Here is a 23,883-nt window from a genome sequence, read left to right as displayed (position 1 = left end):
ACAAGATGACCGTTCGTCTGGGTATCCGGACAAAGAATGTTCAATTCCTGGGCCGGCTCTGGAGTTCGCTTAACCTTCCTCTGTAGGTCGCCCCTCTACGGTGGAGTGCACGGATGGAAATTCCCAGTTCAGGAGGCAGAGTTGAAGGCATTGCTGGACCGTGCCCGCACGTTCAGGACGCGCGTAGATTTCGACAGCGGCGAATACCGGAAACTGGCCGAGGGGCAATATCCGGAGGTGCTGTTCATCACCTGCTCGGATTCCCGGGTCATACCCGCACTGATCATGGGCGCACGGCCCGGAGAAATATTCGAGCTGCGCAACGCGGGCAATATCGTGCCGCCCTACGGACGGCCCGGGGCCTCAGGTGAGGCGGCCACCATCGAGTACGCACTGGAAGTGCTCGGGGTTCAGGACATCGTGGTGTGCGGTCACTCACACTGCGGCGCGATGGGCGCGCTGAAGTCCGGCGACGACCTGTCCGCCCTGCCCGGCGTGGACGCCTGGCTCCACATCGCCCGCCCCGAACTGGCCCCCGTCCTGGAGTCCGCGCCGGACGACCCGTCGCTGCCGGAGGTGTCCCAGGGCAACGTCGTCAACCAGCTGGCCGCGCTGCGAAGTTACCCGGTGGTGCGCCAGCGGCTCGACGCGGGCCGGCTGCGGCTGCACGGCTGGTACTACGAGGTCGACACGGGGTTCGTCTACGAACTCGGCGACGACGGCGCCTTCCGGGTGCATGCCGCGTGAGCGGGGCGCATGCGCGGGGGCGGACACGGGGTGGCGCCGCGCCGGGTGGCCGGCCGGGCGGTCCGGCCGGTCCGGCCGGAGACAAGGCGGGTTGGGGGGCGGCTGGCTCCGAGGGGGGTGCTTCGGACTGGGGACCGGGCGGTTCCGCGGAGGACTCGGGGAGTTGGGAGTCGGGTGGCTTTGCCGGGGGCTCGGGGGACTGGGGGCCGGGCGGTCGCGGGGAGGGCGCGGCGGGTTGGGGGTCCGCTGGCTCCGACGGGGGTGCTGGGGAGTGGGGGCCGGGCGGTTCCGCGGAGGGTGCGGCGGAGTGGGGGTCGGGCGGTTCCACGGAGGGTGCGGTGGAGTGGGGGCCGGGCCGTTCCGAGGAGGTTGCGGGGGACTGGCGGGCAGGCGGCTCCGCGCGGGGCTCGGGGGACTGGCAGGCGGACGGGCCGCTGGGTGGTGCGGCGGGAGGTACCGCGGGCTGGGGGTCGGGCGGACCTTCGGGCGGTTTGACGGGAGGTCGGTCGAGTGGCCCCGGCGGTGGTCTGGTCGGGGACTCGTCGGGGGGCTCTGCGTATCGGCGGTCGGGTGGACCGGTGGGCGGTTCGGTGGGTGGTCGGTCGGGTGGTCCCGGCGGTGGTCTGGTCGGGGACTCGTCGGGGGGCTCTGCGTATCGGCGGTCGGGTGGACCGGTGGGCGGTTCGGTGGGTGGTCGGTCGGGTGGTCCCGGTGGCGGCTTGGCGGGGAACTCGGCGAGGGGCGCGACACGGAGGTCGGGCGGCCCGTCCGGTGAATCGGCGGGCGGCTCGGCCGGAGGGGGCGCGGGCGGTGCGCTGGGCGGGCTGATGGGCCGTGTGGCGGGTCGTGCGAAGGGCGCCGGGGGCAAGGGCGCGGCCAAGGGCGACCTCGTCACCGACATCACCGCCTCGCTCGTCGTCTTCCTCGTCGCCCTGCCGCTGTGCATCGGTGTCGCCGTCGCCTCCGGCGTGCCGGCCGAGCTCGGGATCATCTCCGGGGTGATCGGCGGTCTGGTCGTCGGCGCGGCACGCGGCAGTACGCTCCAGGTCAGCGGGCCGGCCGCCGGCCTCGCCGCGCTCGTCGCGGAGACCGTCGCCGAACTCGGCGTGGCCATGCTCGGCGTGATCGTGCTGTTCGCCGGCCTCCTCCAGATCATCCTGGGACTGGTGCGGCTCGGCCGGATGTTCCAGGCCATCTCGGTCGCCGTCGTCCAGGGCATGCTGGCCGGCATCGGCGTGCCGCTGATGTTCAGCCAGGCCTATCCGATGGCCGACGCCAAGGCCCCCGGCACGGCGATCGAGAACATGGCCGGCATCCCCGGACTGCTGGCCGGCATCCTGACGAACCCGCAGGCGATGATCGCCACCCTGCTCGGTGTCGTCACGATCGTGCTCAGCTTCGTGTGGAAGAAGGTGCCGGGCCCGGTCGGGAAGATCCCGGCCGCACTGGTCGCCGTGGGCATCGGCATCGTGGTCGCCGCGCTGCCCGGCGTGGACGTGAAGACGCTCCAGGTGGGCAATCTGCTCGCGTCCGTGTCGGTGCCCGGGCCGGAGCAGTTCGCCGGGCTCGCGGACGGGGCGGTCATCACCGCCATCCTCACCTTCACGGTCATCGCGTCCGCCGAGAGCCTGTTCACGGCCGCCGCCGTGGACCGTATGCACAGCGGCCCGCGCACCCGCTACAACACCGAGCTGATCGCCCAGGGCGCCGGGAACACCGTCGCGGGCATCCTCGGCGCGCTCCCGATCACCGCGGTCGTGGCCCGCAGTTCGGCCAACGTCCAGGCCGGGGCCAAGACCCGGCTCTCCCGCACCCTGCACGGCCTGTGGCTGCTCGCCTTCGCGCTGCTGCTGCCGCAGGTGCTCGCGCTGATCCCGATCTCGGTGCTCGCCGGCGTTCTCGTGCACAGCGGCTGGAAACTGTTCGCGCCCGCCGAGTTCCCGAAGATGTGGCGGCAGGACAAGGGCGAGTTCGCGGTGATGACGCTGACCACGCTGGTCATCGTGGTGACCGCGCTGCTGGAGGGCGTGCTGATCGGCCTCGCCGCGGGGATCGTGCTGGCCGCGCTCCGTATGTCCCAGACCGCGATCCGCCAGCACGTCGAGGACGACACGGCCAAGGTCGTCATGGCCGGCAACGCGACGTTCCTGCGGCTGCCGAAGGTGATCGAGGCGCTGGAGGCCGCCGCCGCGTCCGGGAAGCCGAGGATCCGGCTCGACCTGACCGGCGTGACCCACCTGGACCACGCCTGCCGCAACCAGGTCGAGGAGTTCACCGCCCAGCAGCGTGGACTGGGGCTGCGGGTGGAGCTGCTGATGCCGGGGGAGCCGAAGCCGGCCGGCGACCGGGCCGCGGCCCCCGCGGCACAAGCTCACGCACCCCTGCCCAAACGGCCTGTCACGACCACGGCCGAAGAACCGTGGGGCGAACCGGTGGGGGAACCCTCCCCCTGGCCCACCGCCGACGCCGAGTGGTTCTACCTCGACACCCGGCCCCTCCCGGAAGAGCAGCGGTCGAGCCCGGTGGGCTGACAGTGGCCGGGGCCCAGTGGCCGGGGCCCAGTGGCCCGGGCCCTCCTCGCCGTACCTGACGCCGGGGGCGTGCACGCCAAGTACGGCGTGCACGCCCCCCGTTCGATCAGGCGGCGCGGGGCCCCTCGTAGGCTGGATCGCGGCCACCGATGGAGGGAGCCTGCCATGCCAGGCTGGACCACACAGGACATACCGGACCAGAGCGGCCGCGTCGCCGTCGTCACCGGCGCCAACAGCGGGATCGGGCTCGTCACTGCACGGGAACTGGCCCGCAAGGGCGCGCGGGTGGTGCTCGCGTGCCGCAGCGAGGCCCGGGGCAACGCGGCCGTGGACCGGCTCCGTGCGGAACTGCCACAGGCCCGGGTCGAGCTCGGCCGGCTCGACCTCGGAGACCTCGCCTCCGTACGCGAGTTCGCGGCCGGTTTCCCGTACGAGCGGCTGGACGTGCTCGTCGACAACGCCGGGGTGATGGCGCTGCCGTACGGGACGACGGCGGACGGTTTCGAGACGCAGCTCGGAGTCAACCACCTGGGGCACTTCGCCCTCACCGGGCTGCTGTTGCCCGTGCTGCTGGCGGCGCCGGGGGCCAGGGTCGTGGTCGTCTCCAGCGGGATGCACGCCCTCGCCAACATCGACATCAACGACCTCAACAGCGAGCGGCGCTACCGGCGCTGGATCGCCTACGCCCGTTCCAAGACGGCCAACCTGCTGTTCACGCACGAGCTGGCGCGCCGGGCGGCGGCGCACGGCACGGACCTGGTGGCGGCCGCGGCCCACCCCGGGTACGCGGCCACCAACCTCCAGACCACCGGACCGCTCGCCGAGGGGCGCCCGGCCGCCGAGCGGCTCGTGCGGATCGCCAACCGGGTCATCGCGCAGCCGGCCGAGGCGGGCGCGCTGCCGATCCTGTACGCCGCGACAGAACCCGGCGTACGGCCCGACTCCTTCACCGGCCCGCACATCGCCATGTGGCGCGGGGCGCCCGCACCGTCCTGGCGGGCGCCCTGGACCCTCAACGACGCGGCGGGACAGCGGCTGTGGGCCGCGTCCGAGGAGCTGACCGGGGTGACGTACGGCGCTCTGAAGGCTTGACGCTCACAGGGCCACGGCCACCGCGTTGAACGTCGTCTCCGGCGTCTGCGGGCTGGTGAAGCGGGCGTTGACCAGGTAGATGCGGTCGCCGTAGCGGGCGGCGGTGGTGGGGACGTCGAAGCGGGGGTCGGTGATCGTCCTGGTCAGGGTGGCGGTGGTGGCCTTCCGGTCGAGGTCCCAGACGGTGATTTTGTTCAGGCGGTTCTGGACGACGTACAGGGTGCGGCCGAGGCGGACCAGGCCGTCGCCGCCCGCCACGTCCGTGGCGCCCTCCAGCGTGATCCTGGTGGCGTGGCCGGTCCTGATATCCACGTTGTACAGCTGACCCGCGTTGACGACGAGCAGGCCGTGGCCGTCGGGCGTGGCGACCAGGCCGTTGGCGCTGTTGGTCCCGGCGGGCGCCTGCACCCACTCGCCGGTGAGCGGGAGGGCGCGGACCTCGCCCCGCCGGCCGCGCGGGACGCCGTGGAGAACGGCCGCACGGGAGTCGGTGAACCAGGCGCGGTCCTCGTGCAGGACGACGTCGTTGATGAACGGGGCGGCGTCACGGGTGAGTTGGTAGGTGGTGAACAGCTCGCCGGTGCGGGCGTCGACGATCCTCGCGGTGCCTCCGGCGCCGCCGGCCACGTACAGCAGGCCGTCACGGTCCAGCTTCAGGCCGATGGACGCCAGACCGGCGGCGCCCTCGTGCAGGACACCGCCTTTGCCGGTGCGCAGATCGGTGCGGTAGATCGCGCCGTCGGCGCGCGAGCCCATGTACGCGTACGGCCTGCTGCCTATGGTGATCCCCTCGGGTAGCCAGCCGTCGGGCAGCGGGAACTCGGTCGGCCAGTGGGTTCCGGGAGCGGCCTGCGCCGTGCCGGTGGTGCCGGCGGCCACCGCGAGCGCGGCGACGGCCCCGCCGAGCACGGTCCGCCGGGACGGCCGGGGGTGGTTCCGAGTCATGGTGGGGCCTCCGTGGAAGGAAGGGGGGATGTGACTCGACGAAAAGCTGTGACTCGATGAAACGCGAAGTACCCCCGGCACGGCAGTCGAGTCGGCGAAGCCGACAGCAACTCGACAGCCCGGCACGGCCGTTGATCAGTAGACGATCGACACGATCCGGCACGCCGCCTCGGCGAGCCGCCGGTCTCCCTCGACCCGGGCACTCGCGAGAGCGTCGGCCGGCTGGACACCCCGCGTGCACAGCCGCCAGGCGGTCTCCGTGTCCAGCTCCACGGTGGCGGCCGGTCGTCCGCCGGAGTCCTCCGCCAGGGACCAGCCCTCCGGCCCGGCGGTCGCAGCCCAGGTGCCCCCTGTCGGGCCGGTGACCGTCAGCGCCACCCGCGTGCCGGCCGGCGCGGCGGTGTCGCGCAGCGTGTGGGGCAGGGCCCGCATGAAGGTGTCCAGGACCAGGGACAGGGCCCGCGGCTCGGGGTCGGTGCCCAGCCCGGCCGCGTGCCGGATCTGCTGGCGGTGCGTCCAGTACTCGGTGAACTCCCGGGCACAGTCCAGCCACATCGGCGCCGGGTCCACCCCGGCCCAGGACACGCCCAGGGACGGCGCGTCCAGGTCGGTGTGCGCGAAGCGGCGGGCCAGTTCGGTGCCGGCCTCTTCCAGGGCGTCGACGAGCGAGGCCGGGTCCATGTCCCGGTGGCGGTCGACCCACTCCTGGTTGGCGCGGTGGATGAACGCCTCCAGGGTCTCTCCCGGTGCGAAGGCACCGAACTCGCGGCGGCCGAGTCGGGCGCGGTAGTCGCCGAGGACGTGTACGGCGACGTCGTGCACCGTCCAGCCCGGCACGGCCGTCTCGTGCCACTGACCGGGCCGCAGGCCCCGCAAAAGCCCCAGCAGCGCTTCGAGTTCCGGCTCGAACAGCGGGCGGGCGTCGATCGGAGGACCGAGCCAGGAGAGGCCGGGCCCGTCGTTCGGCTGCGCAACCATGGCCCCAGCCTGCCAGGCGGTAACGGAACACGGAAACACCCCTCCGGGGAGGGGCGTTCCGAGCCGGGCGTTTACGTTCCTACGCGGTGCGCACCTTGTACGACGTCACTTGGACCTCCTCGTCGTCCAGGCACTGCCCGGACGCCAGGTCGAAGCGCTGCTTCAGCAGGGGCGAGGCGACGAAGGGGCGGCCCTGGTGGGTGCCGGTCAGGCCGCGGGAGAGGACGGCCGCGCCGGTGAACGGGTCGCGGTTGTCGACGGCGAACAGCTCACCGGAGCGGTCCCGGAAGATCGCCGCCTGGCGGCCGTCCGGCAGCAGTGCCGCCACCCCGCGGCCCGGGAGCAGCATGCTCAGGTCGCAGACCGTGAACCAGTCGCCGTCCAGTGCGAGCTGGACCTTCAGATCGGTGGTCTCAGGTGCCAGGGTCATCGCTGGGCGCTTCCTTCCAGTACGTCTTCGGCGGGTCGCATGCCGATGGACAGCAGCGGCAGGTCGGGCTTCATCTGGTCGCGCTCGGGCACGAAGGCGACGACCGGGTCAGGGGTGTCCGGGGCGTTCACGAAGGACACGAACCGGGCCAGCTTCTCGGGGTCGTTGATGGTCTCCGCCCATTCGTCGCGGTAGTGCGCGACGTGCGCCTGCATCAGCTTCTCCAGCTCGTCGCAGATGCCGAGCGAGTCGTGGACGACGACGTCCCGCACGTGGTCCAGGCCGCCCGGGATCCGCTCCAGCCAGGTCGAGGTGCGCTCCAGCCGGTCGGCCGTACGGATGTAGAACATCAGGAACCGGTCGATCAGACGGACCAGTTCGGCGTCCGACAGGTCCTGCGCGAGCAGGTCCGCGTGGCGCGGCGTGGCGCCGCCGTTGCCGCCGACGTACAGGTTCCAGCCGTTGGCGGTGGCGATCACGCCGAAGTCCTTCGACTGGGCCTCGGCGCACTCGCGCTGGCAGCCGGAGACGGCCGACTTCAGCTTGTGGGGCGACCTGAGCCCCCGGTAGCGCAGCTCCAGGTCGATCGCCATGCGGACGGAGTCCTGGACGCCGTAGCGGCACCAGGTCTGGCCGACGCAGGACTTCACCGTGCGCAGCGACTTGCCGTAGGCGTGGCCGGACTCGAAGCCGGCGTCGACCAGGCGGGCCCAGATCAGCGGCAGTTGTTCGACGCGGGCGCCGAACATGTCGATCCGCTGGCCACCGGTGATCTTCGTGTAGAGGCCGAAGTCGCGGGCGATCTCGCCGATCACGATCAGCTTCTCCGGGGCGATCTCACCGCCGGGGATGCGCGGGACGACCGAGTACGAGCCGTTCTTCTGGAGGTTGGCCAGGAAGTGGTCGTTGGTGTCCTGGAGGGCGGCCTGCTCACCGTCCAGGACGTAGCCGCTCGCGCCGATCGCCGGGGCGAGGGAGGCGATGATCGAGGCGACCGCGGGCTTGCAGATCTCGCAGCCGTCACCGCCCCTGGCCTCCTCGCGGCCGTGGCGGTCCAGCAGGTCCTGGTAGCTGTTGATGCGCAGGGCGAGGACGATCTCGTACAGCTCCTCGCGGGTCTGCGAGAAGCAGCCGCACAGGCCCTTGTCGACCTCGATGCCGCCGGCCTCCAGCTCGGCGTTGACGAGCTGGCCGAGGACCTTGACGCAGCTGCCGCACGTCGTACCGGCCTTGGTGCACTTCTTCACCTCGGGCACGGTGGTGCAGTTGTGCTCGGTGACCGCGCCGCGGATCGTGCCCTTGCGGACGTTGTTGCACGAGCAGATGATCGCGTCGTCCGGCAGCGCGGTCGGGCCGAGCTGGGCGGGCGCTCCGGCACCGGCCGGCAGCACCAGCGACTCGGGCGAGACCGGCGGGACCGAGCCGGTGAACGCCTTCAGCGTGCCGTACGCCTCCGCGTCGCCGACCAGGATGCCGCCGAGCAGCGTGCCGTCGCGGCCGATGACCAGCTTCTTGTACAGGCCCGCGCGGGAGTCGGAGTAGACGACGTCCAGGCAGTCCTCGGCGGTGCCGTGCGCGTCACCGAAGGACGCCACGTCCACGCCGAGCAGCTTCAGCTTGGTGGACAGGTCGGCCCCGGTGAAGGCGGCCTCGTCCGCGGCGATCGTCGCGGCGGCGGTCTCGGCCTGCTCGTAGCCGGGGGCGACCAGGCCGTACACCCGGCCGTCGGCGGCCAGCGCGCACTCGCCGATCGCGAACACGTGCGGGTCGTTCACCGTGCGGCACTGCTCGTCGACCGTGATGCCGCCGCGCTCGCCGACCGTCAGGCCGCAGTCGCGGGCCAGCTGGTCGCGGGGGCGGACACCGGCGGAGAACACCACCAGGTCGGTGGCCAGTTCGGAACCGTCGGACAGCTTCATGCCGGTCACGGCGCCGTCCTCGCCGACGACGATCTCCTGCGTGCCGACGCCCGTGTGGACGCTCAGGCCCATCTCCTCGATGGTGCGCAGCAGGGCCGCGCCGCCGCCCTCGTCGACCTGGACGGGCATCAGACGGGGCGCGAACTCCACGATGTGGGAGGTGAGTCCGAGGCCCTTGAGGGCACCGGCCGCCTCAAGACCGAGCAGACCGCCGCCGACCACGGCACCCGTGGTCGCCTTCTTGGCGTACTCCTCGATCGCGAGCAGGTCCTCGATCGTGCGGTAGACGAAGCAGCCCTCGGCGTCCTTGCCCGGCACCGGCGGCACGAACGGGTACGAGCCGGTGGCCAGGACGAGCACGTCGTAGTCGACGACGAGACCGGAGCGGGCGGTCACCCTGCGCGCCTCGCGGTCGATCGTCTCCGCCGGGTCGCCGACGCGCAGCTCGATGCCGTGGTCCTCGATGAACCGCAGGTCCGTCATGGACAGGTCCTCGGGCGTCTTGCCCGAGAAGTACGAGGTGAGCTGGACGCGGTCGTAGGCCGGGCGCGGCTCCTCGCAGAGCACGACCACGCGGTGCGTGGCGGTCAGGCCGCGCTCGGCGAGCGCTTCGAGGAAGCGCTGGCCGACCATGCCGTGGCCGACGAGCACGATCGTGGGGGTGGCCCCCAGGCTGGCGGACATTCAGGAGCCTCCATCGTTGGTAAGCAGGTGGAGCAGCGGGCCGCCGTCGGAGGGGAGCGGCTCTGCTCCCTCCCAGGCGCGGGCGAGCGCGCCGACGGTGCCGAGTTCGCCGACGAGAACCCCGCCGACCAGGCGGTCGTCGCGGACGACGACCTTGCGGTAGGTGCCGCGGGTGGCGTCGGCGAGCTGGACGACGTCGTCGCCCGGGAGCGCCTCGGTCTCGCCGAACGCGGCGAGGTCGAAGGGGCTGTCGTGCCCGTTCAGCGTGAGCCGCGTCAGGGAGCGGGTGCCGGTGTAGCGGGCGTCCGCGTCGCCGGCGAGCAGCTCCGCGAGCGCGTCGGCCTGTTCGAGTGCGGGAGTGGCGAGGCCGTAGAGGACGCCGTCGTGCTGGGCGCAGTCGCCGATGGCGTGGATGTACGGGTCGGAGGTGCGCAGCTCGTCGTCGACGACGACGCCCTTGCGGACGTCGAGGCCGGCGGCCTGCGCGAGACCCACCCGGGGGCGGACACCGCAGGCCACGACGACGAGGTCGGCGTCGAGCGCGTACCCGTCGGCCATCTCCACGGAGCGGACGGCGCCGCCGACGCAGCGCACGTCCCGTACGCGGCACTCGGTGTGCACCTCGACGCCCAGGTCGGTCAGGTGCCGCTTGACGAGCTTGGAGGCGGCCGGGTCGAGCTGGCGCTCCATCAGCCGCTCGGACTGCTGGGCGAGGACGACCTGGGCGCCGCGCAGGGCGAGCGCCCGGGCCGCGGAGACCCCGAGGAGCCCGCCGCCGATGACGACCGCCCGCGCCCCCGGCCGAACCGCCTTGGACAGGCCCAGGCAGTCGTCCATGGTCCGGAAGGCGTGGACGCCCTCCGGCAGCACGTGGTCGGGGGTGAACAGGCCGCGCAGGGGCGGCAGGACGGGGTTGGATCCGGTGGCGAGGACGAGCCGGTCGTATGCGATCACCGTGCCGTCGGCGCACTCGACGGTGCGCCCGTCGCGGTCGATGCCGACGACCCGGCCGCGCGTGGCCTGCGCGGGTGCCGGCAGGGCGATCACCTCGGGGCTGTAGCGTCCGGCCAGCACCTCGGCGAGCAGCACCCGGTTGTAGGGCCGGTGCTCCTCCTCGCCGATCAGCAACGCGGGCGTGCCGAGCTCACCGAGCCGCCGGGCGAGCCGTACGCCCGCGAGGCCGGTGCCGATCACCACCACACGCTCATTCGAGGTCATGTCCTTGAGCGTGCGGTGCCGGTGTTACCCGGCAGCATCACGACTGTTTCCCACGGGGAACGCTGCCCTCAGCGGGGGCCGGGGGTGGGTGTGAGGGTTCCCGGAGTGCGGTGACGGCGGGCTGTGAGGGCAGCTTCGCACGGCCGTCGCACGGCCGTCGCATAGGGTCCCGATCATGCCCGACATATCGCTGACCATGATCGCCCTGCTCTGCGTCGCGGCTCTCGCGGCCGGGTGGATCGACGCCGTGGTCGGCGGCGGCGGGCTCCTGCTGCTGCCGGTGCTGCTGCTCGGCCTGCCGTCGCACACGCCCGCCGCGCACGCCCTGGGCACCAACAAGGCGGTCGCCATCGTGGGTACGGCGGGCGCGGCCGTGACGTACGCCCGCAAGGCCCCGGTGGATGTCCGCACGGCGGTGCGCATCGGGCTGGCCGCGCTCGCCGGATCGTCCGCCGGGGCCTTCTTCGCGGCCGGGATGAGCACCGACGTCCTCAAGCCGGTGATCATGGTGGTGCTGCTCGGGGTCGCCGCCTTCGTGATCCTGCGGCCCGCCTTCGGCACGGCCCCCGCGACCGGTCCGGCCACCCGGCGCCGGATCCTCGCGGCGATCGGCCTGGCGGGCCTCGGCATCGGCTTCTACGACGGTCTCATCGGCCCTGGCACCGGCACCTTCCTGGTCCTGGCCCTCACCGCCGTGCTCCACCTCGACCTCGTCACCGCCTCCGCCACCGCCAAGATCGTCAACTGCTGTACCAACGCGGGCGCCCTCGCCACGTTCGCCTGGCAGGGTGCGGTCCTGTGGAAACTGGCCGCCCTGATGGCCGTGTTCAACCTGGCGGGCGGCACCCTGGGCGCCCACACCGCCCTGAAGAAGGGCAGCGGCTTCGTGCGCGTCGTGCTGCTGACGGTGGTGTTCGCCCTGGTGGGGAACATGGCGTACGAGCAGTGGCTGGCCTAGTGCCGCGGCACTAGGAGGACGCCCCCGCCCGCAGGTCCAGCAGCTCGATGATCCCCGTGCCGTCCTCCTCCCCGCGCCCCTGGGCGAGGCGCCGCTCCATCAGCGCCATGTACGGCGTCAGCAGCTGCGGGCTCACCCGCTGCTCCTCGGCCGTGCGCAGCAGCGTGTCGTTGCCCGCGACCTGCATGGCGAGGTTGGAGACGACGTTCCTGGCGTAGTCGCCGCTCTCCAGCTGGTCGGCGGTCTGGTGCACGGCCGGGGCCATCGCGGTCAGCCAGTCCACGAGCAGCGGCGCGAAGTCCTTCGGGGCGATGTCCTCCGGGCGGATCAGCGCGAAGGCGTGCGTGATACCCGCGAACATGCCGTTCATCGCGCTGAGCAGTGCCACGTCGTGCAGCGCGGCGAAGCCCGGGTCGGCCCCGACGTAGCGGGTGCCGGCCGGGACGGCGAGGGTGTCCCGGTGCTCCTCGAACAGCTCGGAGGAGCCGCTGTAGAAGACGTACCCGCCGGACTCCGGGACCCCGATCATCGGTGGGACGGCCATGATCCCGGCGTCCAGGAAGCGGGCGCCGCGCGCTGCGGCCCAGGCGGCGCGGCTGCGGCCCTCGCCGGGGCTGCCCGTGGTGAGGTTCACCAGGTCCCGCCCCGCGAGATCGGCCCCGTCGAGGGCCTCGCCCACGGAGGCGTCGTCGAGCAGGCAGGCGACCACGAGCCGGTTCGCGGCCACCGCCTCGGCGGCGGTAGGGGCGACGGTGGCGCCCTCGGCGGCGAGGGGCTCGGCGCGGGAGGGAGTGCGGTTCCAGACGGTCACCGGGTGTCCGGCGGCGAGCCAGGCGCGGGCCAGGGCGGTGCCCATGTCGCCGGTGCCGAGGAGGGTGAGAGGGGTGCGGGAGGCAACTGCGTTGTCAGTCATGGCGTTTAGGCTCGTCCGAGGGGAGCGCCTGCTCAAGTACGTACTTCGAAGTGGGTGGTTACCCCGGGGGAAGGGTCCAGGCAGGAGAAGGGGAGGGCTCGGGCATGGGGACGACGGGGCGGCGGCCGGGGGCGTACGTGTGCGGGATCGACGCGGCGATGGACGTGATCGGCGGCAAGTGGAAGGTGCTGATCCTCTGGGCACTGAACGAGCGGCCCTGCCGCTTCGGCGAGCTGCGCCGCGAGCTGCCGGGGATCACCGAGAAGGTGCTGGCCTCGCACCTGCGGGAGATGGAGGCCGACGGGCTGGTGCACCGCGAGGCGTACGACGAGGTGCCGCCGCGCGTGGAGTACTCGCTGACACCCCGGGGCGTCTCCCTGAACGAGGCACTGGAACCGCTGGGGGCCTGGGGGAGGGCCAACGTCCTGGGAGGGTCACCGGCTGCCGGTCAGATGCGCGAAGACCACGACGTTCCCCTGGTAACCGGAGCCGCGTGAGTAGCCGCCGCCGCAGGTGATGACCCGCAGTTCGGGGCGGCGGGCGGCGCCGTAGACCTTCTCGTCGGGGAAGTCCTTCGCCGCGTACATCTCGACGGCGTCCACGGTGAACACCGCGACGCTGCCGTCCCGCCGGTCCACCTCGATCGTGCGGCCCTTGGCCAGGGAGCCGAGGCGGTAGAAGACGGCCGGGCCGTCGGCGTTGTCGACGTGGCCGGCGACGATCGCGGTGCCCCGCTCGCCGGGCGTGGTGCCGGACTGGTACCAGCCGGCGAGGTTCTTGCGCGCGGCCGGCGGTGCGTCGAGACTACCGGTCCTCGTCAGGCCGAGCCCGGTCAGCGGCGCGTTCACCCCGATCGCCGGGATGCGGATGCGGTCGGGCGGCGAAGGCGGCAGCGCGGGCGCGGCGGGCCGCTCACCGGCCCTGCCGTCCTGCCCGTCCTGTCCGTCCTGCTCGTCCTGCCCGGCGCGGGCCTGCGCGGCGGAGGGCTGCGGCGGGGCGTGCGTCTCGGCGCCGTTGCGCAGCAGCCACGCCCCGGAGCACAGGGCGAACACCGTGACGGCCGCCATGGCGGCGTTGGCCGGGTTGCCGACCCCGTTGCCGTACCTGGGGAACCTGCGCATGGCCGACCCTTTCCTGATCGCCGACAGCCGTCCGGTTCCGGCCCCCGGCCCCCTCTGGTCCCGGGGTTCGCCCCGTGCCCCCCTCCGGGCCGCGAGGGGCGTCGGACCCGGAGGGGGAGGGGACATTGCGGTACCGGCGACGGACAGCGGAGGGTGTCCGTCAGATCCCGTCGCCTCTCGCCCGGCGATGCAGGAGCCAGGTACCGCCCGCGGCGGCGACGGCGAGGGCCGCCACACCGCCCGCGGTCTGCACGGGATCGGGGCCCAGGGCGCCGCCGACCCCCGTCTTCACACTCCCTCTGGGATGGACCCGCCGCTGTTCGGACGTCAGCGTGACCACCAGGTCACCGGTGATGTGCCGGCCGCTCCCGGTGCACGTCGCCGTGATCTCGTACGTCCCCGGCTGCGCGCTCGGCGGCACCCTGAACCGCCCGGTCGCGTCCTGCTCGTGCGGGCCGGGCGCGAGGCTGAGGGAACCGGCCCCGACCGCGCTGGCGTCGCCCGTCGCCGTGCCGCCGTCGCCGCAGGCCGCCGTGCGCACCGTGACCTGTCCGCCCGGGACGACCGAGGACGGGGACACCTCCACGTCACCGCCGGACACGCCGTACGCGGGGGCGGCGGCGAGAGCCGCGGCGGCGACGGCGAGCGCGGTACCGGTCAGCGGCCGGGCGGTACGTCGCATCGGTGCTCCTTCGAGCTGTTCGTTCGTGCACCTGCCCTTCCGAGGTAACGGGCAGCGGGACGACCGCGCTTTCTGATGGGGCGTCAGAATTGGGGTGAATGGGTGTCAGGGGGAGGTGGACCGGCCGCCTCTCGTGGGCATTTGGGCAGGTCACGGGCGTTCGACGGGCGCGGGGCGGAAAAGCGCCGAGCGCGCGTGTGAACGGGTGACCCGGGTGCCGCGCCTGCCGGGCTTGACCTCAAGAAAGGTTGAGGTATGAGGCTGTGCCGCATGAACACAGCCGTTACGAACGCACCCGCCCCCGCCCAGTCCGCGACCGAGCCCCTCCGGGTGACCCTCGTCGTCGGCAGCAACCGCCACGGCCGCTTCGGACCGGTCGTCGCCGGCTGGCTCCTCGACCGCCTCCGGGACCGGGACGACCTGGTCGCCGAGGTCGTGGACGTCGCCGACGTCGACCTGCCGACGTCCTTCGAACCGACCCCCGAGGCGACCGCCGCGCTGTCCGGCGTCACCCCGAAACTGGCCCGCGCGGACGCCTTCGTGGTCCTCACCCCCGAGTACAACCACTCCTTCCCGGCGGGCCTGAAGAACCTCGTCGACTGGCACTTCGGCGAGTGGCGGGCCAAGCCCGTCGCCCTCGTCTCCTACGGCGGAATGGCCGGCGGCCTGCGTGCCGTGGAGCACCTCCGCCAGGTCTTCGCCGAGCTCCACGCCGTGACGGTCCGCGACACCGTCTCCTTCCACAACGCCGGCGCGTCCTTCGACGACGCGGGCACCCTGCGCGACGCGTCCGGCCCGGAGGCGGCGGCCAAGGCCATGCTGGACCAACTGGTGTGGTGGGGCCGGGCGTTGCGCGAGGCCAGGGCGAAGCGGCCGTACGCGGGCTGAGCCCCGGCCGCACCCCGTCCCGCGCCCTCTCACCCCCGCGCCCTCTCACCCCCGCGCCCGCCAGTCCCCGCGCCCTCTCACCCCCGCGCCCGCCACTCCCCGCCCGCGATCGGCCTCCCCCGGGTCCGGAGCCGTGCGGCGACGGCGGGCGCGGCGACGTACACCCAGGCCCGGACAGCCGCCCCGTCCGTGTCGCGTACGACCTTGCGCTCGACGCGTTCGTACAGGCTGCGCGGGTCGCCCGGCACGTACTCCTCCAGCCGGTCCAGCTCGGCGAGCAGCTCCGCGTACGCCTGAGGGCGCGCGGTCACCAGCTCCCCGCGCACGACCCCGCCGCCCGGCTCCTCGACCGCGTAGGGATACCCCGGCCCCTCGTACAGCATCGCGCCCGAGAGCCGCCCCGGTACCTCGGAGCGGGTGCGGCCGCGCAGGAAGAGGTCGTGGTTGACCTCGCCGGGGCGGAGGGTGCCGTAGACGAAGAAGGGGAGGGTCACAGGAACGATTCTCCACCCTCACACACCTGCACACGGGGCCTATGGACATGACATGTCCGGGCCGACTTGACTCGCGGTCAACATCAACACCGCCCCCGGTCGACCCCACGCGACCGGGTGCGCCCGTATGAGGAGACCGATGAGTCGGATACGTCACGTCCGAGGGTCCCGTACCGCCATCGCAGGCGTGGCCGTCACCGGCACCGCCGCCCTGCTGGCCGCCGCGCTCTCACCGACCGCCCTGGCGGAGGACCGGCCGACCCGGTCCGACGCGATCGAGAGCGCCGAGACGGTCCTCGCCGACCGGGCCGCGGAACTGGGACTCACCCCGGCCCAGCGGACGAAGGTCCGGGACGTGGTCGTCGACGAGGACGGCACGCGGCACGTCCGCTACGACCGCACGTACCACCGGCTCCCGGTCCTGGGCGGTGACTTCGTACTCCACCTGAACCCGGACGGCACCTACCGCGGCGCGAGCCGGGCGACGAAGTCCGCGCTCTCCCTGAAGAGCGTCACCCCGAAGGTGACCGCCCCCAAGGCCGCCGACCTCGCCGCGAGCCTGCTGCGCGCCGCGCACCTCGGCGAGACCTTGAAGAAGCTGACCGCCAAGCCACGGCTGGTCGTCGACGCCCTGCACGGCGCCCCGAAGCTGGCCTGGCAGACCGACGCGGTGGCGCACGACGGCCTCGGCAACCCGGTCGGGCGCACGGTGCTGACCGACGCGAGGACCGGCGACCGGATCGACGCCTGGGACACCCTGGAATCGGCGTCGGGCGACGGCGAGTCCCTCTACGGCGGCACGGTTGCGCTGGAGACGACGAAGTCCGGGTCGTCGTACCGGCTGAAGGACGCGACCCGGGGCGGCACGTACACGGGCGACGCGGCGAACAAGACGGACCAGTGCCTGCTGACGGTCTGCCTGACCCGCGCCCCCGCGACGGTCTTCTCGGACGCCGACAACCACTGGGGCACGGGCGCGGCCTCCGACCGTGCGACGGTGGCGGTGGACGCCCAGTACGGCACGGACGTCACCTGGGACTACTTCAAGAACCTGCACGGCCGCAACGGCATCGCCGGCGACGGCAAGGGCTCCTACAACCGCGTCCACTACGGCAAGGACTACAACAACGCCTTCTGGGACGACAACTGCTTCTGCATGACGTACGGCGACGGCGACGGCAAGCAGCTCGGACCGCTGGTGTCGCTGGACGTGGCCGGGCACGAGATGTCCCACGGCGTGACGTCGAAGACGGCGGCGCTGACGTACTCGGGCGAGTCCGGCGGCCTGAACGAGGCCACGTCGGACATCTTCGGCACGCTGGTGGAGTTCTACGCGGACAACGCCGAGGACCCCGGTGACTGGCTCATCGGCGAGAAGGTCGTCCGCTCCGGGCTCGGCCGGGAGGCCCTGCGCCGCATGGACGAGCCGTCGAAGGACGGGAAGTCCGCCGACTGCTGGAGCGAGGGGCTGGCCGACCTCGACGTGCACTACTCCTCGGGCGTCGGCAACCACTTCGCGTACCTGCTCGCCGAGGGCAGCGGTGCCAAGACGATCAACGGCGTCGGCCACAACTCCCCGACCTGCGACGGCTCCACGGTGAAGGGCATCGGCCGGGCCAAGCTGGGCAAGATCTGGTACCGCGCCCTGACGGTCCACATGACGTCCTCGACGGACTACGCGGCTGCCCGCACGGCGACGCTGAACGCGGCGAAGGACCTCTACGGCGGCGGCAGCCCGGAGCAGAAGGCGGTGGCCGCCGCCTGGAGCGCGGTCAACGTGGACTGAGCCGCACCGGCACGGACGAGGCCCCTCTAGGGCCGCACCGCCTCCAGCCGCACCGCGCACGCCTTGAACTCCGGCATCCGGGAGGTCGGGTCGAGCGCGGGGTTGGTGAGGGAGTTGGCGCGGCCCTCGCCCGGCCAGTGGAACGGCATGAAGACCGTGTCGGGGCGGATGGCGTCCGTGATCCGGGCGGGCGCCACGGCCCGGCCCCGCCGCGACACGACGGCCACCGGATCGCCCTCGGCCGCCCCGAGCCGGGCCGCCAGCCGCGGGTGCAGCTCCACGAACGGCCCGGGCGCGGCGGCGTTCAGCTCCGCCACCCGCCGGGTCTGCGCCCCGGACTGGTACTGCGCCACGACCCGCCCGGTGGTGAGCAGCACGGGGTACTCGTCGTCCGGTTCCTCGGCGATGGCCCGGTGCGAGACGGGGACGAAGCGGGCGCGTCCGTCGGGGGTGGCGAAACGGTCGAGGAAGAGGCGGGGGGTGCCGGGGTGGGCAGGGCTCGTCGTGTCTCCCGTGGAGACCTTCGTGTCCCCCGTGGAGGCCCTCGTGTCTGCTGTCGAGGCCGTCGTGTCTCCTGTGGAGCCCGTCGTGTCTCCTGTGGAGGCCGGGCGGCCCGCCGCGCCCCATTGCGCGCCGGGGCCGCCCGCCCCGTCCTGGGCCCCCGTCAGGCCCTCCGGCTCGACCGCCGGGCACGGCCAGAACACCCCGTTCTCCTCCACCAGCCTGCGGTACGTGATCCCCGAGTAGTCCGCGGGGCCGCCCGCGCTCGCCCGGCGGAGTTCCTCGAAGATCTCCTCCGGGTCCGTCGGGAAGCCCTTCTCCACGCCCAGGCGGGCGGCGAGTTCGTGGAGGACCTCCAGGTCGCTGCGGACACCGTCGGGCGGGGTGATGGCCTGGCGGCGGAGCAGGACCCTGCCCTCCAGGTTGGTCGTCGTGCCCGTCTCCTCGGCCCACTGGGTGACCGGCAGGACCACGTCGGCGAGCGCCGCCGTCTCCGACAGGACCACGTCACAGACGGCCAGGAAGTCCAGGGATTTGATGCGCTCCTCGATGTGCGCGGCACGCGGCGCCGACACCACCGGGTTGGACGCCATCAGCAGCAGGGACTTGATGTCCGTGCCCAGCGCGTCCAGCAGCTCGTACGCACTGCGGCCCGGGCCGGGCAGCGAGTCCGGGTCCACGCCCCACACGTCGGCGACATGCCGCCGCGCAGCCGGGTCGTCGAGCTTGCGGTAGCCCGGCAACTGGTCGGCCTTCTGGCCGTGTTCGCGGCCGCCCTGCCCGTTGCCCTGCCCGGTCAGGCAGCCGTACCCGGACAGCGGGCGGCCCGCCCGGCCGGTCGCCAGGCACAGGTTGATCCACGCGCCCACCGTGTCGGTGCCCTTGGACTGCTGCTCGGGCCCGCGTGCCGTGAGCACCATCGCCGACTCCGGCTCGCAGAACAGCCGTACCGTCTCCCGCAGTTCGGGGACGGACACCCCCGTGATCCGCTCCACGTACTCCGGCCAGTGCGCCATCGCGGCGGCCCTGGCGTCCTCCCAGCCCGCGGTCCGTTCCTGGACGTACTCCTCGTCCACCCGTCCCTCGGCGATCACCAGGTGCAGCAGGCCCAGGGCGAGCGCCAGGTCCGTGCCCGGCCGGGGCGCCAGGTGCAGGTCCGCCTGCTCGGCGGTCTTCGTGCGGCGCGGGTCGATGACGATCAGCGTGCCGCCGTTCTCCTTCAGCTCGGTGAAGAAACGCAGGGACGGCGGCATGGTCTCCGCGAGGTTCGACCCGACCAGGATCACGCAGCCGGTCTTGGGGATGTCCTCCAGCGGGAAGGGCAGCCCCCGGTCGAGACCGAACGCCTTGATACCGGCCGCCGCGGCCGACGACATGCAGAAACGGCCGTTGTAGTCGATCTGGGACGTGCCGAGCACGACCCGCGCGAACTTGCCGAGCGTGTACGCCTTCTCGTTGGTCAGACCGCCCCCGCCGAACACCCCGACCCCGTCGGGCCCGTACTCCGCGCGCGTCCGGCGCAGCCCCTCGGCGATCCGGTCCAGCGCCTCGTCCCAGGAGGCCGGCACCAGCGTGCCGCCGTCGCGCACCAGCGGTGACGTCAGGCGCACGTTCGAGGCCAGCACCGCCGGCGCCGTACGGCCCTTGCCGCACAGCGCGCCCCGGTTCACCGGGAAGTCCGTACGCTCGCTCACCTCGACGGTCCCGTCGAGCGCGGGCGTCAGGTTCATCCCGCACTGCAGGGCGCAGTACGGGCAGTGCGTGGGCGTGGAGGTGGTCTGCATACCGCTCAGCGTGCTTCGGCCGTGTTACGCCCGGGACGGTTCCCTGTTACGCGGCAGGGACGGCAACCTCCCCGCCGCCGCCCCGCCCGCGTGAGGCACACGCCTGCCCACCTTTACGTCGCCGCCGACCGGCACGGACGTTGCCCTTGTGACGAAAAACGCCACATGTGGCTCATTGCTCTCCTTTCTTGGCTGATCCGGCCTCGTTGAGGCTTGAAGCAATCGCACTACGCTCTCGCTACGCGCAGCGCTCGCACGACTCCGTACGGCGTTCGAACATCCGACACTCGAACACAGCCAGGAGGCCAACCGATCATGCCTCTGCGCCATCTGACCCCCCGTGACCGGCAGTTGTTCCGGCAGTACGGCCGGGGTCCCACCGTCCCCGTCCCCGACCCGCTCCTGCACCACGCCGTCGCCCGGCACGCCGCGGCCGCCCCGCACGCCGTGGCCGCCGAACACCAGGGCGCGCACCTCACCTACGGCGAGCTCGACCGGTACGCCGACGCCCTCGCCGCCCGCCTCGTCCGCGAGGGCGTACGTCCCGGCGACCACGTCGGCCTCTTCGTCCGCCGCTCGATCCCGATGCTCGTCGGCCTGCTCGGCATCCTGAAGGCCGGCGCCGCCTACGTCCCGCAGGACATCGGCCTCGCGCCCCCGGCCCAGCTCACCCACGTCATCCGCACCGCCCGGACCCGGGTCGTCCTCACGGTCGCCGAACACGCCCACCGCGTGCCGCTGCCGGACGGCCACCTGCTGCTCGCGCTCGACGAGCCGCTGCCGTACGCCCCGGCCCCGCGCCCGCGCATCACCGGCGACCACGGCGCTTACGTCCTGTTCACCTCCGGCACCACCGGCCGCCCCAACGGCGTGAAGGTCACCCACCGCAACGTCGCCAACATCCTGCTCACCGAGCCGGGCGGCCTCGGCATCCGGCCCGGCGACCGGGTCGCCCAGCTCCTCAACATCGCCTTCGACATGGCGGCCTGGGAGATCCTGGGCTGCCTCGCCCACGGCGGCACCCTCGTCATCCGCGGCAAGGACATCGCCGCGGCGGCCCGCACCGCCGACGTGCTGATCGCCACGCCGACCGTGCTGTCCGGCCTCGACCCCGCCGGCTGCCCGCGGGTGCGCACGGTCGCCGTCGCGGGGGAGCCCTGTCCGCGCCCCCTGGCCGACCGCTGGGCCCGTCGGGCCGCCTTCCACAACTGCTGCGGCCCGACGGAGACCACCATCGTCAACACGATGAGCCGCCACGACCCGGCCGCCGCGCTGCTCACCATCGGCCGCCCCACCCCCAACAACACGGTCTACGTCCTCGACGCCGACCGGCGCCCCCTGCCCGTCGGCGAAACCGGCGAGATGTGGGCGGGCGGCGACTGCGTCTCCGCGGGCTACCTCGACAACGACGCCCTCAACGCCGAGCGCTACGCCCCCGACCCCTTCCTCGGCGGCGGCCGGCGCATGTTCCGCACCCGGGACCTCGGCCGCTGGACCCCCGGCGGCGAGCTGGAGCACCTCGGCCGCACCGACGACCAGGTCAAGGTGCGCGGCTTCCGTGTCGAGCTGGACTCCGTCTCCTCCGTCCTGGAGACGGCCGCCGGCTGCACCCGCGCCGTCACCCTGAAACGCGACGCCCGCACCCTGGTGTCCTTCGTCTGCCCGGCCGACGTCGACCCGGACACGGCCCGCCGCGCGGTCGCGGACGCCCTGCCCTACTACTGCGTCCCCGAGCAGGTCCTGCCCCTGGCGTTCCTCCCCGAGACCGACCGCGGCAAGGTCGACAAACAGGCCCTGCTGGGAATGCTCGACGAGCGCCTGGCGGTGGCCCGATGACCACGTCCCCCGCCCGGACCCACCAGGACACCGGCGAACTCCCGCCGCTCCTGCCCGCCCCCCGCCGCCTGCTCAAACACCCCCGCCTGATGCACTACAACCGCCTCGCGGCCCTGGTCCTCCTGGCCAACGCGGCGTTCCTGTGGGCCGCCGCCCCCCTGGCCACACCCACCCTCGGCCACGCGGCCCTCGCCAACCTCGCCCTCGCCGTCCTCGTACGCCAGCAGTACGTCATCAACCTCCTGTTCCGGCTGGCGACTTCGGCCCCGGTGAGCTGGCCGCTGAAGGTCCGCTGGACGCTCGGCAAGGTGTACCACTTCGGCGGGCTGCACGTGGGCGGGGCGCTGGCCGGGGCGGTCTGGTTCCTGGCCCTGACGGCCGAGGTGACCCGCGCCGGAACGGACCTGCCGCTGATCACGGTGAGCTGGACCCTGGTGGCCCTCCTCGCCCTGATCGTCGCCACCGCCCTGCCCCCCTTCCGCTCCCGCCGGCACGACCACTTCGAGAAGATCCACCGCTTCGGCGGCTGGAGCGCCCTCGCGCTCTTCTGGACCCACACGCTGCTGTCCGGCCAGGGACCGCTGCCGCTCGCGGTCCTCGCCGTCGTCACGTTCAGCGTGGCCCTGCCCTGGCTGCGGCTGCGCAAGGTGGACGTCCGCACCGAACGCCCCTCCCCGCACGTGACGCTGGCTCACTTCGACTACGGCGAGACCCCCTTCGCCGGCTCCTCGACCGCGATCAGCCGCAGCCCGCTGAAGGAGTGGCACTCCTTCGCCAACGTCCCCGCCCCCGGACGCTCCGGCTTCCGGCTCACCATCTCCCGCGCCGGTGACTGGACCGGCTCCTTCATCGACGACCAGCCCTCGCGCGTGTGGGTGAAGGGCATCACCACGGCCGGAGTCGCCAACATCGAGGTCCTGTTCAGGAAGGTGGTCTACGTCGCGACCGGCAGCGGCATAGGCCCCTGCCTGCCCCACCTGCTGGCCGCCGAGGTCCCCTCGCGCCTGGTCTGGGCGACCCGCGACCCCCGCGCCACCTACGGCGACGCCCTGGTCGACGAGATCCTCGCCGTCCAGCCGCACGCCCTGGTCTGGGACACCTCCCGGCACGGCAAGCCCGACATGGTGCGGCTCGCCCACGCCGCGTACCGGGACTTCGGTGCGGAGGCGGTCATCTGCATCTCCAACAAGCGGCTGACCTGGCAGGTGGTGCACGGCCTGGAACGGCGCGGCGTTCCGGCGTACGGCGCGATCTGGGACTCGTGACCCCTCGTAAGGAGAAGGCAGATGAACAACCTGAAGGTCGAGCGCCACGACCGCGTGGTGACGGTACGCCTGCACCGCCCGCACGTCCGCAACGCGCTCAGCAGTGAGCTCCTCACCGAACTCCTGGACGCCCTCCGCCCGTTGGACGCGGACCCCGGGACCGGCTGCTTCGTCGTCACCGGCTCGGAAGGGGTCTTCGCGGCAGGCGCCGACATCAAGGAGATGGCCCCGAAGTCGGCCGTGGACATGGCGGCAGAGGACTACTTCGCCGCCTGGGAGGAGTTCGCGGACCTCCGCACACCGAAGATCGCGGCCGTCAACGGCCCTGCCCTCGGCGGCGGTTGCGAGCTGGCGATGATGTGCGACCTGGTCGTCGCGGGGGAGTCGGCGCTCTTCGGCCAGCCGGAGATCAGGCTGGGCGTCATCCCCGGTATCGGCGGCACCCAGCGGCTGACCCGTCTGGTCGGCCGGGCCAAGGCGCTGGACCTGATCCTCACCGGCCGCACGATGGACGCACGGGAGGCCGGAAGCTGCGGTCTTGTCTCCCGAGTGGTTCCGGACGACCGCGTCCTGCCCGAGGCCCTCGAAGCGGCGGCGACGATCGCCTCGTACGGCCGCATGGCGGTCAGGGCGGCCCGCGAGTGCGTCGACCAGGCCCTCGAAACCGGCCTGCGCGACGGCATCCGCTTCGAACGCCGCGTCTTCCACGCCCTGTTCGCCACCGACGACCAGAAGGAGGGGATGACGGCGTTCCTTCAGAAGCGCCCACCAGCCTTCCGCGGGCTCTGACAGCCGGGGGCGGGACGCGCGGAGCGCGCCGGCCGCGCTCCCGCCCCCGGCCACGTTCAGGGGCTGTGTCTGGTCATGACACGGCCCCGGTCAGCACACGGCGGCCGTGGTCAGCACTCGTACGCGTAGTACGGATTGTCGCCCGGCTCCATGGCCTCGACCGGCGCGGCGGCCACGGGTTCCGCCGAGGCGGTCCCCATGGCGGCCGTCCCGGCCAGCAGCGCGACCGCGGCGGCCGTGACCAGCGCGGAGCGAAGTCGAGTCATCACGTGTCCTTTCCCCCAGTTCGCGGCGGACGGCCCGAGATCCGCCGCCGCACGGC

General features: G+C 72.9%; 21 protein-coding genes. 10 read left to right on the top strand and 11 right to left on the bottom strand.

The genetic code is table 11. From position 1 onward, the window contains the following. The first annotated feature begins 141 nt into the window (after window positions 1-141). From PV963_RS14640 to PV963_RS14630, 3 genes are all read left to right on the top strand, one after another. Entirely contained in the window at window positions 142-747 is a 606-nt protein-coding gene (locus PV963_RS14640) for a carbonic anhydrase (RefSeq protein ID WP_274816133.1), read from the top strand. Between the two features lie 827 nt (window positions 748-1,574). Beyond that, a complete protein-coding gene (locus tag PV963_RS14635) occupies window positions 1,575-3,278 on the top strand; it encodes a SulP family inorganic anion transporter (RefSeq protein WP_274816132.1) in 1,704 nt (567 codons plus the stop codon). 165 nt (window positions 3,279-3,443) lie between these two features. After that, window positions 3,444-4,370: an oxidoreductase gene (locus tag PV963_RS14630; protein WP_274816131.1), complete on the top strand. Its 927-nt coding sequence runs from the start codon at window positions 3,444-3,446 to the stop codon at window positions 4,368-4,370. A 3-nt stretch (window positions 4,371-4,373) separates the two neighbouring features. On the opposite strand, the gene PV963_RS14625 is transcribed toward PV963_RS14630, so the two are convergent. The 5 genes from PV963_RS14625 to PV963_RS14605 form a co-directional block, all read right to left on the bottom strand. Further along, complete coding sequence (locus PV963_RS14625) at window positions 4,374-5,315, bottom strand: SMP-30/gluconolactonase/LRE family protein (RefSeq protein WP_274816130.1); 942 nt, start codon at window positions 5,313-5,315, stop codon at window positions 4,374-4,376. A 135-nt stretch (window positions 5,316-5,450) separates the two neighbouring features. Next, the gene (locus PV963_RS14620) at window positions 5,451-6,293 is read right to left on the bottom strand and encodes a maleylpyruvate isomerase family mycothiol-dependent enzyme (RefSeq protein WP_274816129.1); all 843 of its coding nucleotides are present in this window, start codon (window positions 6,291-6,293) and stop codon (window positions 5,451-5,453) included. Window positions 6,294-6,372: 79 nt separating this feature from the next. Continuing rightward, on the bottom strand, window positions 6,373-6,723 hold the full coding sequence (gene nirD, locus PV963_RS14615; protein WP_274816128.1) for a nitrite reductase small subunit NirD: 351 nt from the start codon (window positions 6,721-6,723) through the stop codon (window positions 6,373-6,375). Next, a complete protein-coding gene (gene nirB, locus PV963_RS14610) occupies window positions 6,720-9,326 on the bottom strand; it encodes a nitrite reductase large subunit NirB (protein WP_274816127.1) in 2,607 nt (868 codons plus the stop codon). The genes nirD and nirB overlap by 4 nt, the downstream gene beginning before the upstream one ends. Beyond that, a complete protein-coding gene (locus tag PV963_RS14605) occupies window positions 9,327-10,544 on the bottom strand; it encodes an NAD(P)/FAD-dependent oxidoreductase (RefSeq protein WP_274816126.1) in 1,218 nt (405 codons plus the stop codon). A 175-nt stretch (window positions 10,545-10,719) separates the two neighbouring features. Here PV963_RS14605 and PV963_RS14600 point away from each other — a divergent pair, with 175 nt between their 5' ends. Further along, window positions 10,720-11,502, top strand: coding sequence for a sulfite exporter TauE/SafE family protein (locus tag PV963_RS14600; protein ID WP_274816125.1), 783 nt, complete (start codon window positions 10,720-10,722; stop codon window positions 11,500-11,502). Between the two features lie 10 nt (window positions 11,503-11,512). On the opposite strand, the gene PV963_RS14595 is transcribed toward PV963_RS14600, so the two are convergent. Next, window positions 11,513-12,415, bottom strand: a complete 903-nt coding sequence (locus PV963_RS14595) for an NAD(P)-dependent oxidoreductase (protein ID WP_274816124.1) — start codon at window positions 12,413-12,415, stop codon at window positions 11,513-11,515. Window positions 12,416-12,519: 104 nt separating this feature from the next. Between PV963_RS14595 and PV963_RS14590 the strand changes: the two genes are divergently transcribed. After that, on the top strand, window positions 12,520-12,912 hold the full coding sequence (locus PV963_RS14590; RefSeq protein ID WP_274816123.1) for a winged helix-turn-helix transcriptional regulator: 393 nt from the start codon (window positions 12,520-12,522) through the stop codon (window positions 12,910-12,912). Here PV963_RS14590 and PV963_RS14585 read toward each other — a convergent pair. Next, a complete protein-coding gene (locus tag PV963_RS14585; RefSeq protein WP_274816122.1) occupies window positions 12,850-13,536 on the bottom strand; it encodes a class F sortase in 687 nt (228 codons plus the stop codon). The genes PV963_RS14590 and PV963_RS14585 overlap by 63 nt on opposite strands. Window positions 13,537-13,696: 160 nt before the next feature. Then, on the bottom strand, window positions 13,697-14,218 hold the full coding sequence (locus PV963_RS14580) for a hypothetical protein (RefSeq protein ID WP_274816121.1): 522 nt from the start codon (window positions 14,216-14,218) through the stop codon (window positions 13,697-13,699). 270 nt (window positions 14,219-14,488) lie between these two features. On the opposite strand from PV963_RS14580, the gene PV963_RS14575 reads away from it, so the two are divergent. Next, complete coding sequence (locus PV963_RS14575) at window positions 14,489-15,106, top strand: NADPH-dependent FMN reductase (protein WP_274816120.1); 618 nt, start codon at window positions 14,489-14,491, stop codon at window positions 15,104-15,106. 77 nt (window positions 15,107-15,183) lie between these two features. Here the strand turns inward: PV963_RS14575 and PV963_RS14570 are convergent, their stop codons facing one another. Beyond that, window positions 15,184-15,600 carry a gamma-glutamylcyclotransferase family protein gene (locus PV963_RS14570; protein WP_274816119.1) on the bottom strand — a complete coding sequence of 139 codons (417 nt, stop codon included), beginning with the start codon at window positions 15,598-15,600 and terminating at the stop codon, window positions 15,184-15,186. Window positions 15,601-15,739: 139 nt separating this feature from the next. Between PV963_RS14570 and PV963_RS14565 the strand changes: the two genes are divergently transcribed. Beyond that, complete coding sequence (locus tag PV963_RS14565) at window positions 15,740-17,386, top strand: M4 family metallopeptidase (RefSeq protein ID WP_274816118.1); 1,647 nt, start codon at window positions 15,740-15,742, stop codon at window positions 17,384-17,386. Window positions 17,387-17,412: 26 nt separating this feature from the next. On the opposite strand, the gene PV963_RS14560 is transcribed toward PV963_RS14565, so the two are convergent. Then, window positions 17,413-19,671 (bottom strand): molybdopterin oxidoreductase family protein, encoded by a 2,259-nt coding sequence (locus PV963_RS14560; protein ID WP_274816117.1) that lies wholly within the window; start codon window positions 19,669-19,671, stop codon window positions 17,413-17,415. A 315-nt stretch (window positions 19,672-19,986) separates the two neighbouring features. Here PV963_RS14560 and PV963_RS14555 point away from each other — a divergent pair, with 315 nt between their 5' ends. From PV963_RS14555 to PV963_RS14545, 3 genes are read left to right on the top strand one after another with little or no spacing between them, the layout of a single operon-like run. After that, window positions 19,987-21,507 carry an amino acid adenylation domain-containing protein gene (locus PV963_RS14555; RefSeq protein ID WP_274816116.1) on the top strand — a complete coding sequence of 507 codons (1,521 nt, stop codon included), beginning with the start codon at window positions 19,987-19,989 and terminating at the stop codon, window positions 21,505-21,507. Then, window positions 21,504-22,772, top strand: a complete 1,269-nt coding sequence (locus PV963_RS14550; RefSeq protein ID WP_274816115.1) for a hypothetical protein — start codon at window positions 21,504-21,506, stop codon at window positions 22,770-22,772. The genes PV963_RS14555 and PV963_RS14550 overlap by 4 nt, the downstream gene beginning before the upstream one ends. A 21-nt stretch (window positions 22,773-22,793) precedes the next feature. Continuing rightward, window positions 22,794-23,561, top strand: coding sequence for an enoyl-CoA hydratase-related protein (locus tag PV963_RS14545; RefSeq protein WP_274816114.1), 768 nt, complete (start codon window positions 22,794-22,796; stop codon window positions 23,559-23,561). A 110-nt stretch (window positions 23,562-23,671) separates the two neighbouring features. Here the strand turns inward: PV963_RS14545 and PV963_RS14540 are convergent, their stop codons facing one another. Then, window positions 23,672-23,827: a hypothetical protein gene (locus tag PV963_RS14540; RefSeq protein WP_274816113.1), complete on the bottom strand. Its 156-nt coding sequence runs from the start codon at window positions 23,825-23,827 to the stop codon at window positions 23,672-23,674. Between the last annotated feature and the right edge of the window lie 56 nt (window positions 23,828-23,883).

Origin of the sequence: Streptomyces coeruleorubidus (assembly GCF_028885415.1) — a bacterium.
GTDB classification, from domain to species: Bacteria; Actinomycetota; Actinomycetes; order Streptomycetales; family Streptomycetaceae; genus Streptomyces; species Streptomyces coeruleorubidus_A.
Note: the sequence above shows the minus strand (reverse complement) of the source record. Positions and strands in the feature narration are given on the sequence as shown.

Coding starts and splice junctions, on each gene's coding strand:
- PV963_RS14635 (WP_274816132.1), top strand. CDS start 1,575: ATGGGCCGTGTGGCGGGTCGTGCGAAGGGCGCCGGGGGCAAGGGCGCG.
- PV963_RS14630 (WP_274816131.1), top strand. CDS start 3,444: ATGCCAGGCTGGACCACACAGGACATACCGGACCAGAGCGGCCGCGTC.
- PV963_RS14625 (WP_274816130.1), bottom strand. CDS start 5,315: ATGACTCGGAACCACCCCCGGCCGTCCCGGCGGACCGTGCTCGGCGGG.
- PV963_RS14620 (WP_274816129.1), bottom strand. CDS start 6,293: ATGGTTGCGCAGCCGAACGACGGGCCCGGCCTCTCCTGGCTCGGTCCT.
- nirD (WP_274816128.1), bottom strand. CDS start 6,723: ATGACCCTGGCACCTGAGACCACCGATCTGAAGGTCCAGCTCGCACTG.
- nirB (WP_274816127.1), bottom strand. CDS start 9,326: ATGTCCGCCAGCCTGGGGGCCACCCCCACGATCGTGCTCGTCGGCCAC.
- PV963_RS14605 (WP_274816126.1), bottom strand. CDS start 10,544: ATGACCTCGAATGAGCGTGTGGTGGTGATCGGCACCGGCCTCGCGGGC.
- PV963_RS14600 (WP_274816125.1), top strand. CDS start 10,720: ATGCCCGACATATCGCTGACCATGATCGCCCTGCTCTGCGTCGCGGCT.
- PV963_RS14595 (WP_274816124.1), bottom strand. CDS start 12,415: ATGACTGACAACGCAGTTGCCTCCCGCACCCCTCTCACCCTCCTCGGC.
- PV963_RS14590 (WP_274816123.1), top strand. CDS start 12,520: ATGGGGACGACGGGGCGGCGGCCGGGGGCGTACGTGTGCGGGATCGAC.
- PV963_RS14585 (WP_274816122.1), bottom strand. CDS start 13,536: ATGCGCAGGTTCCCCAGGTACGGCAACGGGGTCGGCAACCCGGCCAAC.
- PV963_RS14580 (WP_274816121.1), bottom strand. CDS start 14,218: ATGCGACGTACCGCCCGGCCGCTGACCGGTACCGCGCTCGCCGTCGCC.
- PV963_RS14575 (WP_274816120.1), top strand. CDS start 14,489: ATGAACACAGCCGTTACGAACGCACCCGCCCCCGCCCAGTCCGCGACC.
- PV963_RS14565 (WP_274816118.1), top strand. CDS start 15,740: ATGAGTCGGATACGTCACGTCCGAGGGTCCCGTACCGCCATCGCAGGC.
- PV963_RS14560 (WP_274816117.1), bottom strand. CDS start 19,671: ATGCAGACCACCTCCACGCCCACGCACTGCCCGTACTGCGCCCTGCAG.
- PV963_RS14555 (WP_274816116.1), top strand. CDS start 19,987: ATGCCTCTGCGCCATCTGACCCCCCGTGACCGGCAGTTGTTCCGGCAG.
- PV963_RS14550 (WP_274816115.1), top strand. CDS start 21,504: ATGACCACGTCCCCCGCCCGGACCCACCAGGACACCGGCGAACTCCCG.
- PV963_RS14545 (WP_274816114.1), top strand. CDS start 22,794: ATGAACAACCTGAAGGTCGAGCGCCACGACCGCGTGGTGACGGTACGC.
- PV963_RS14540 (WP_274816113.1), bottom strand. CDS start 23,827: ATGACTCGACTTCGCTCCGCGCTGGTCACGGCCGCCGCGGTCGCGCTG.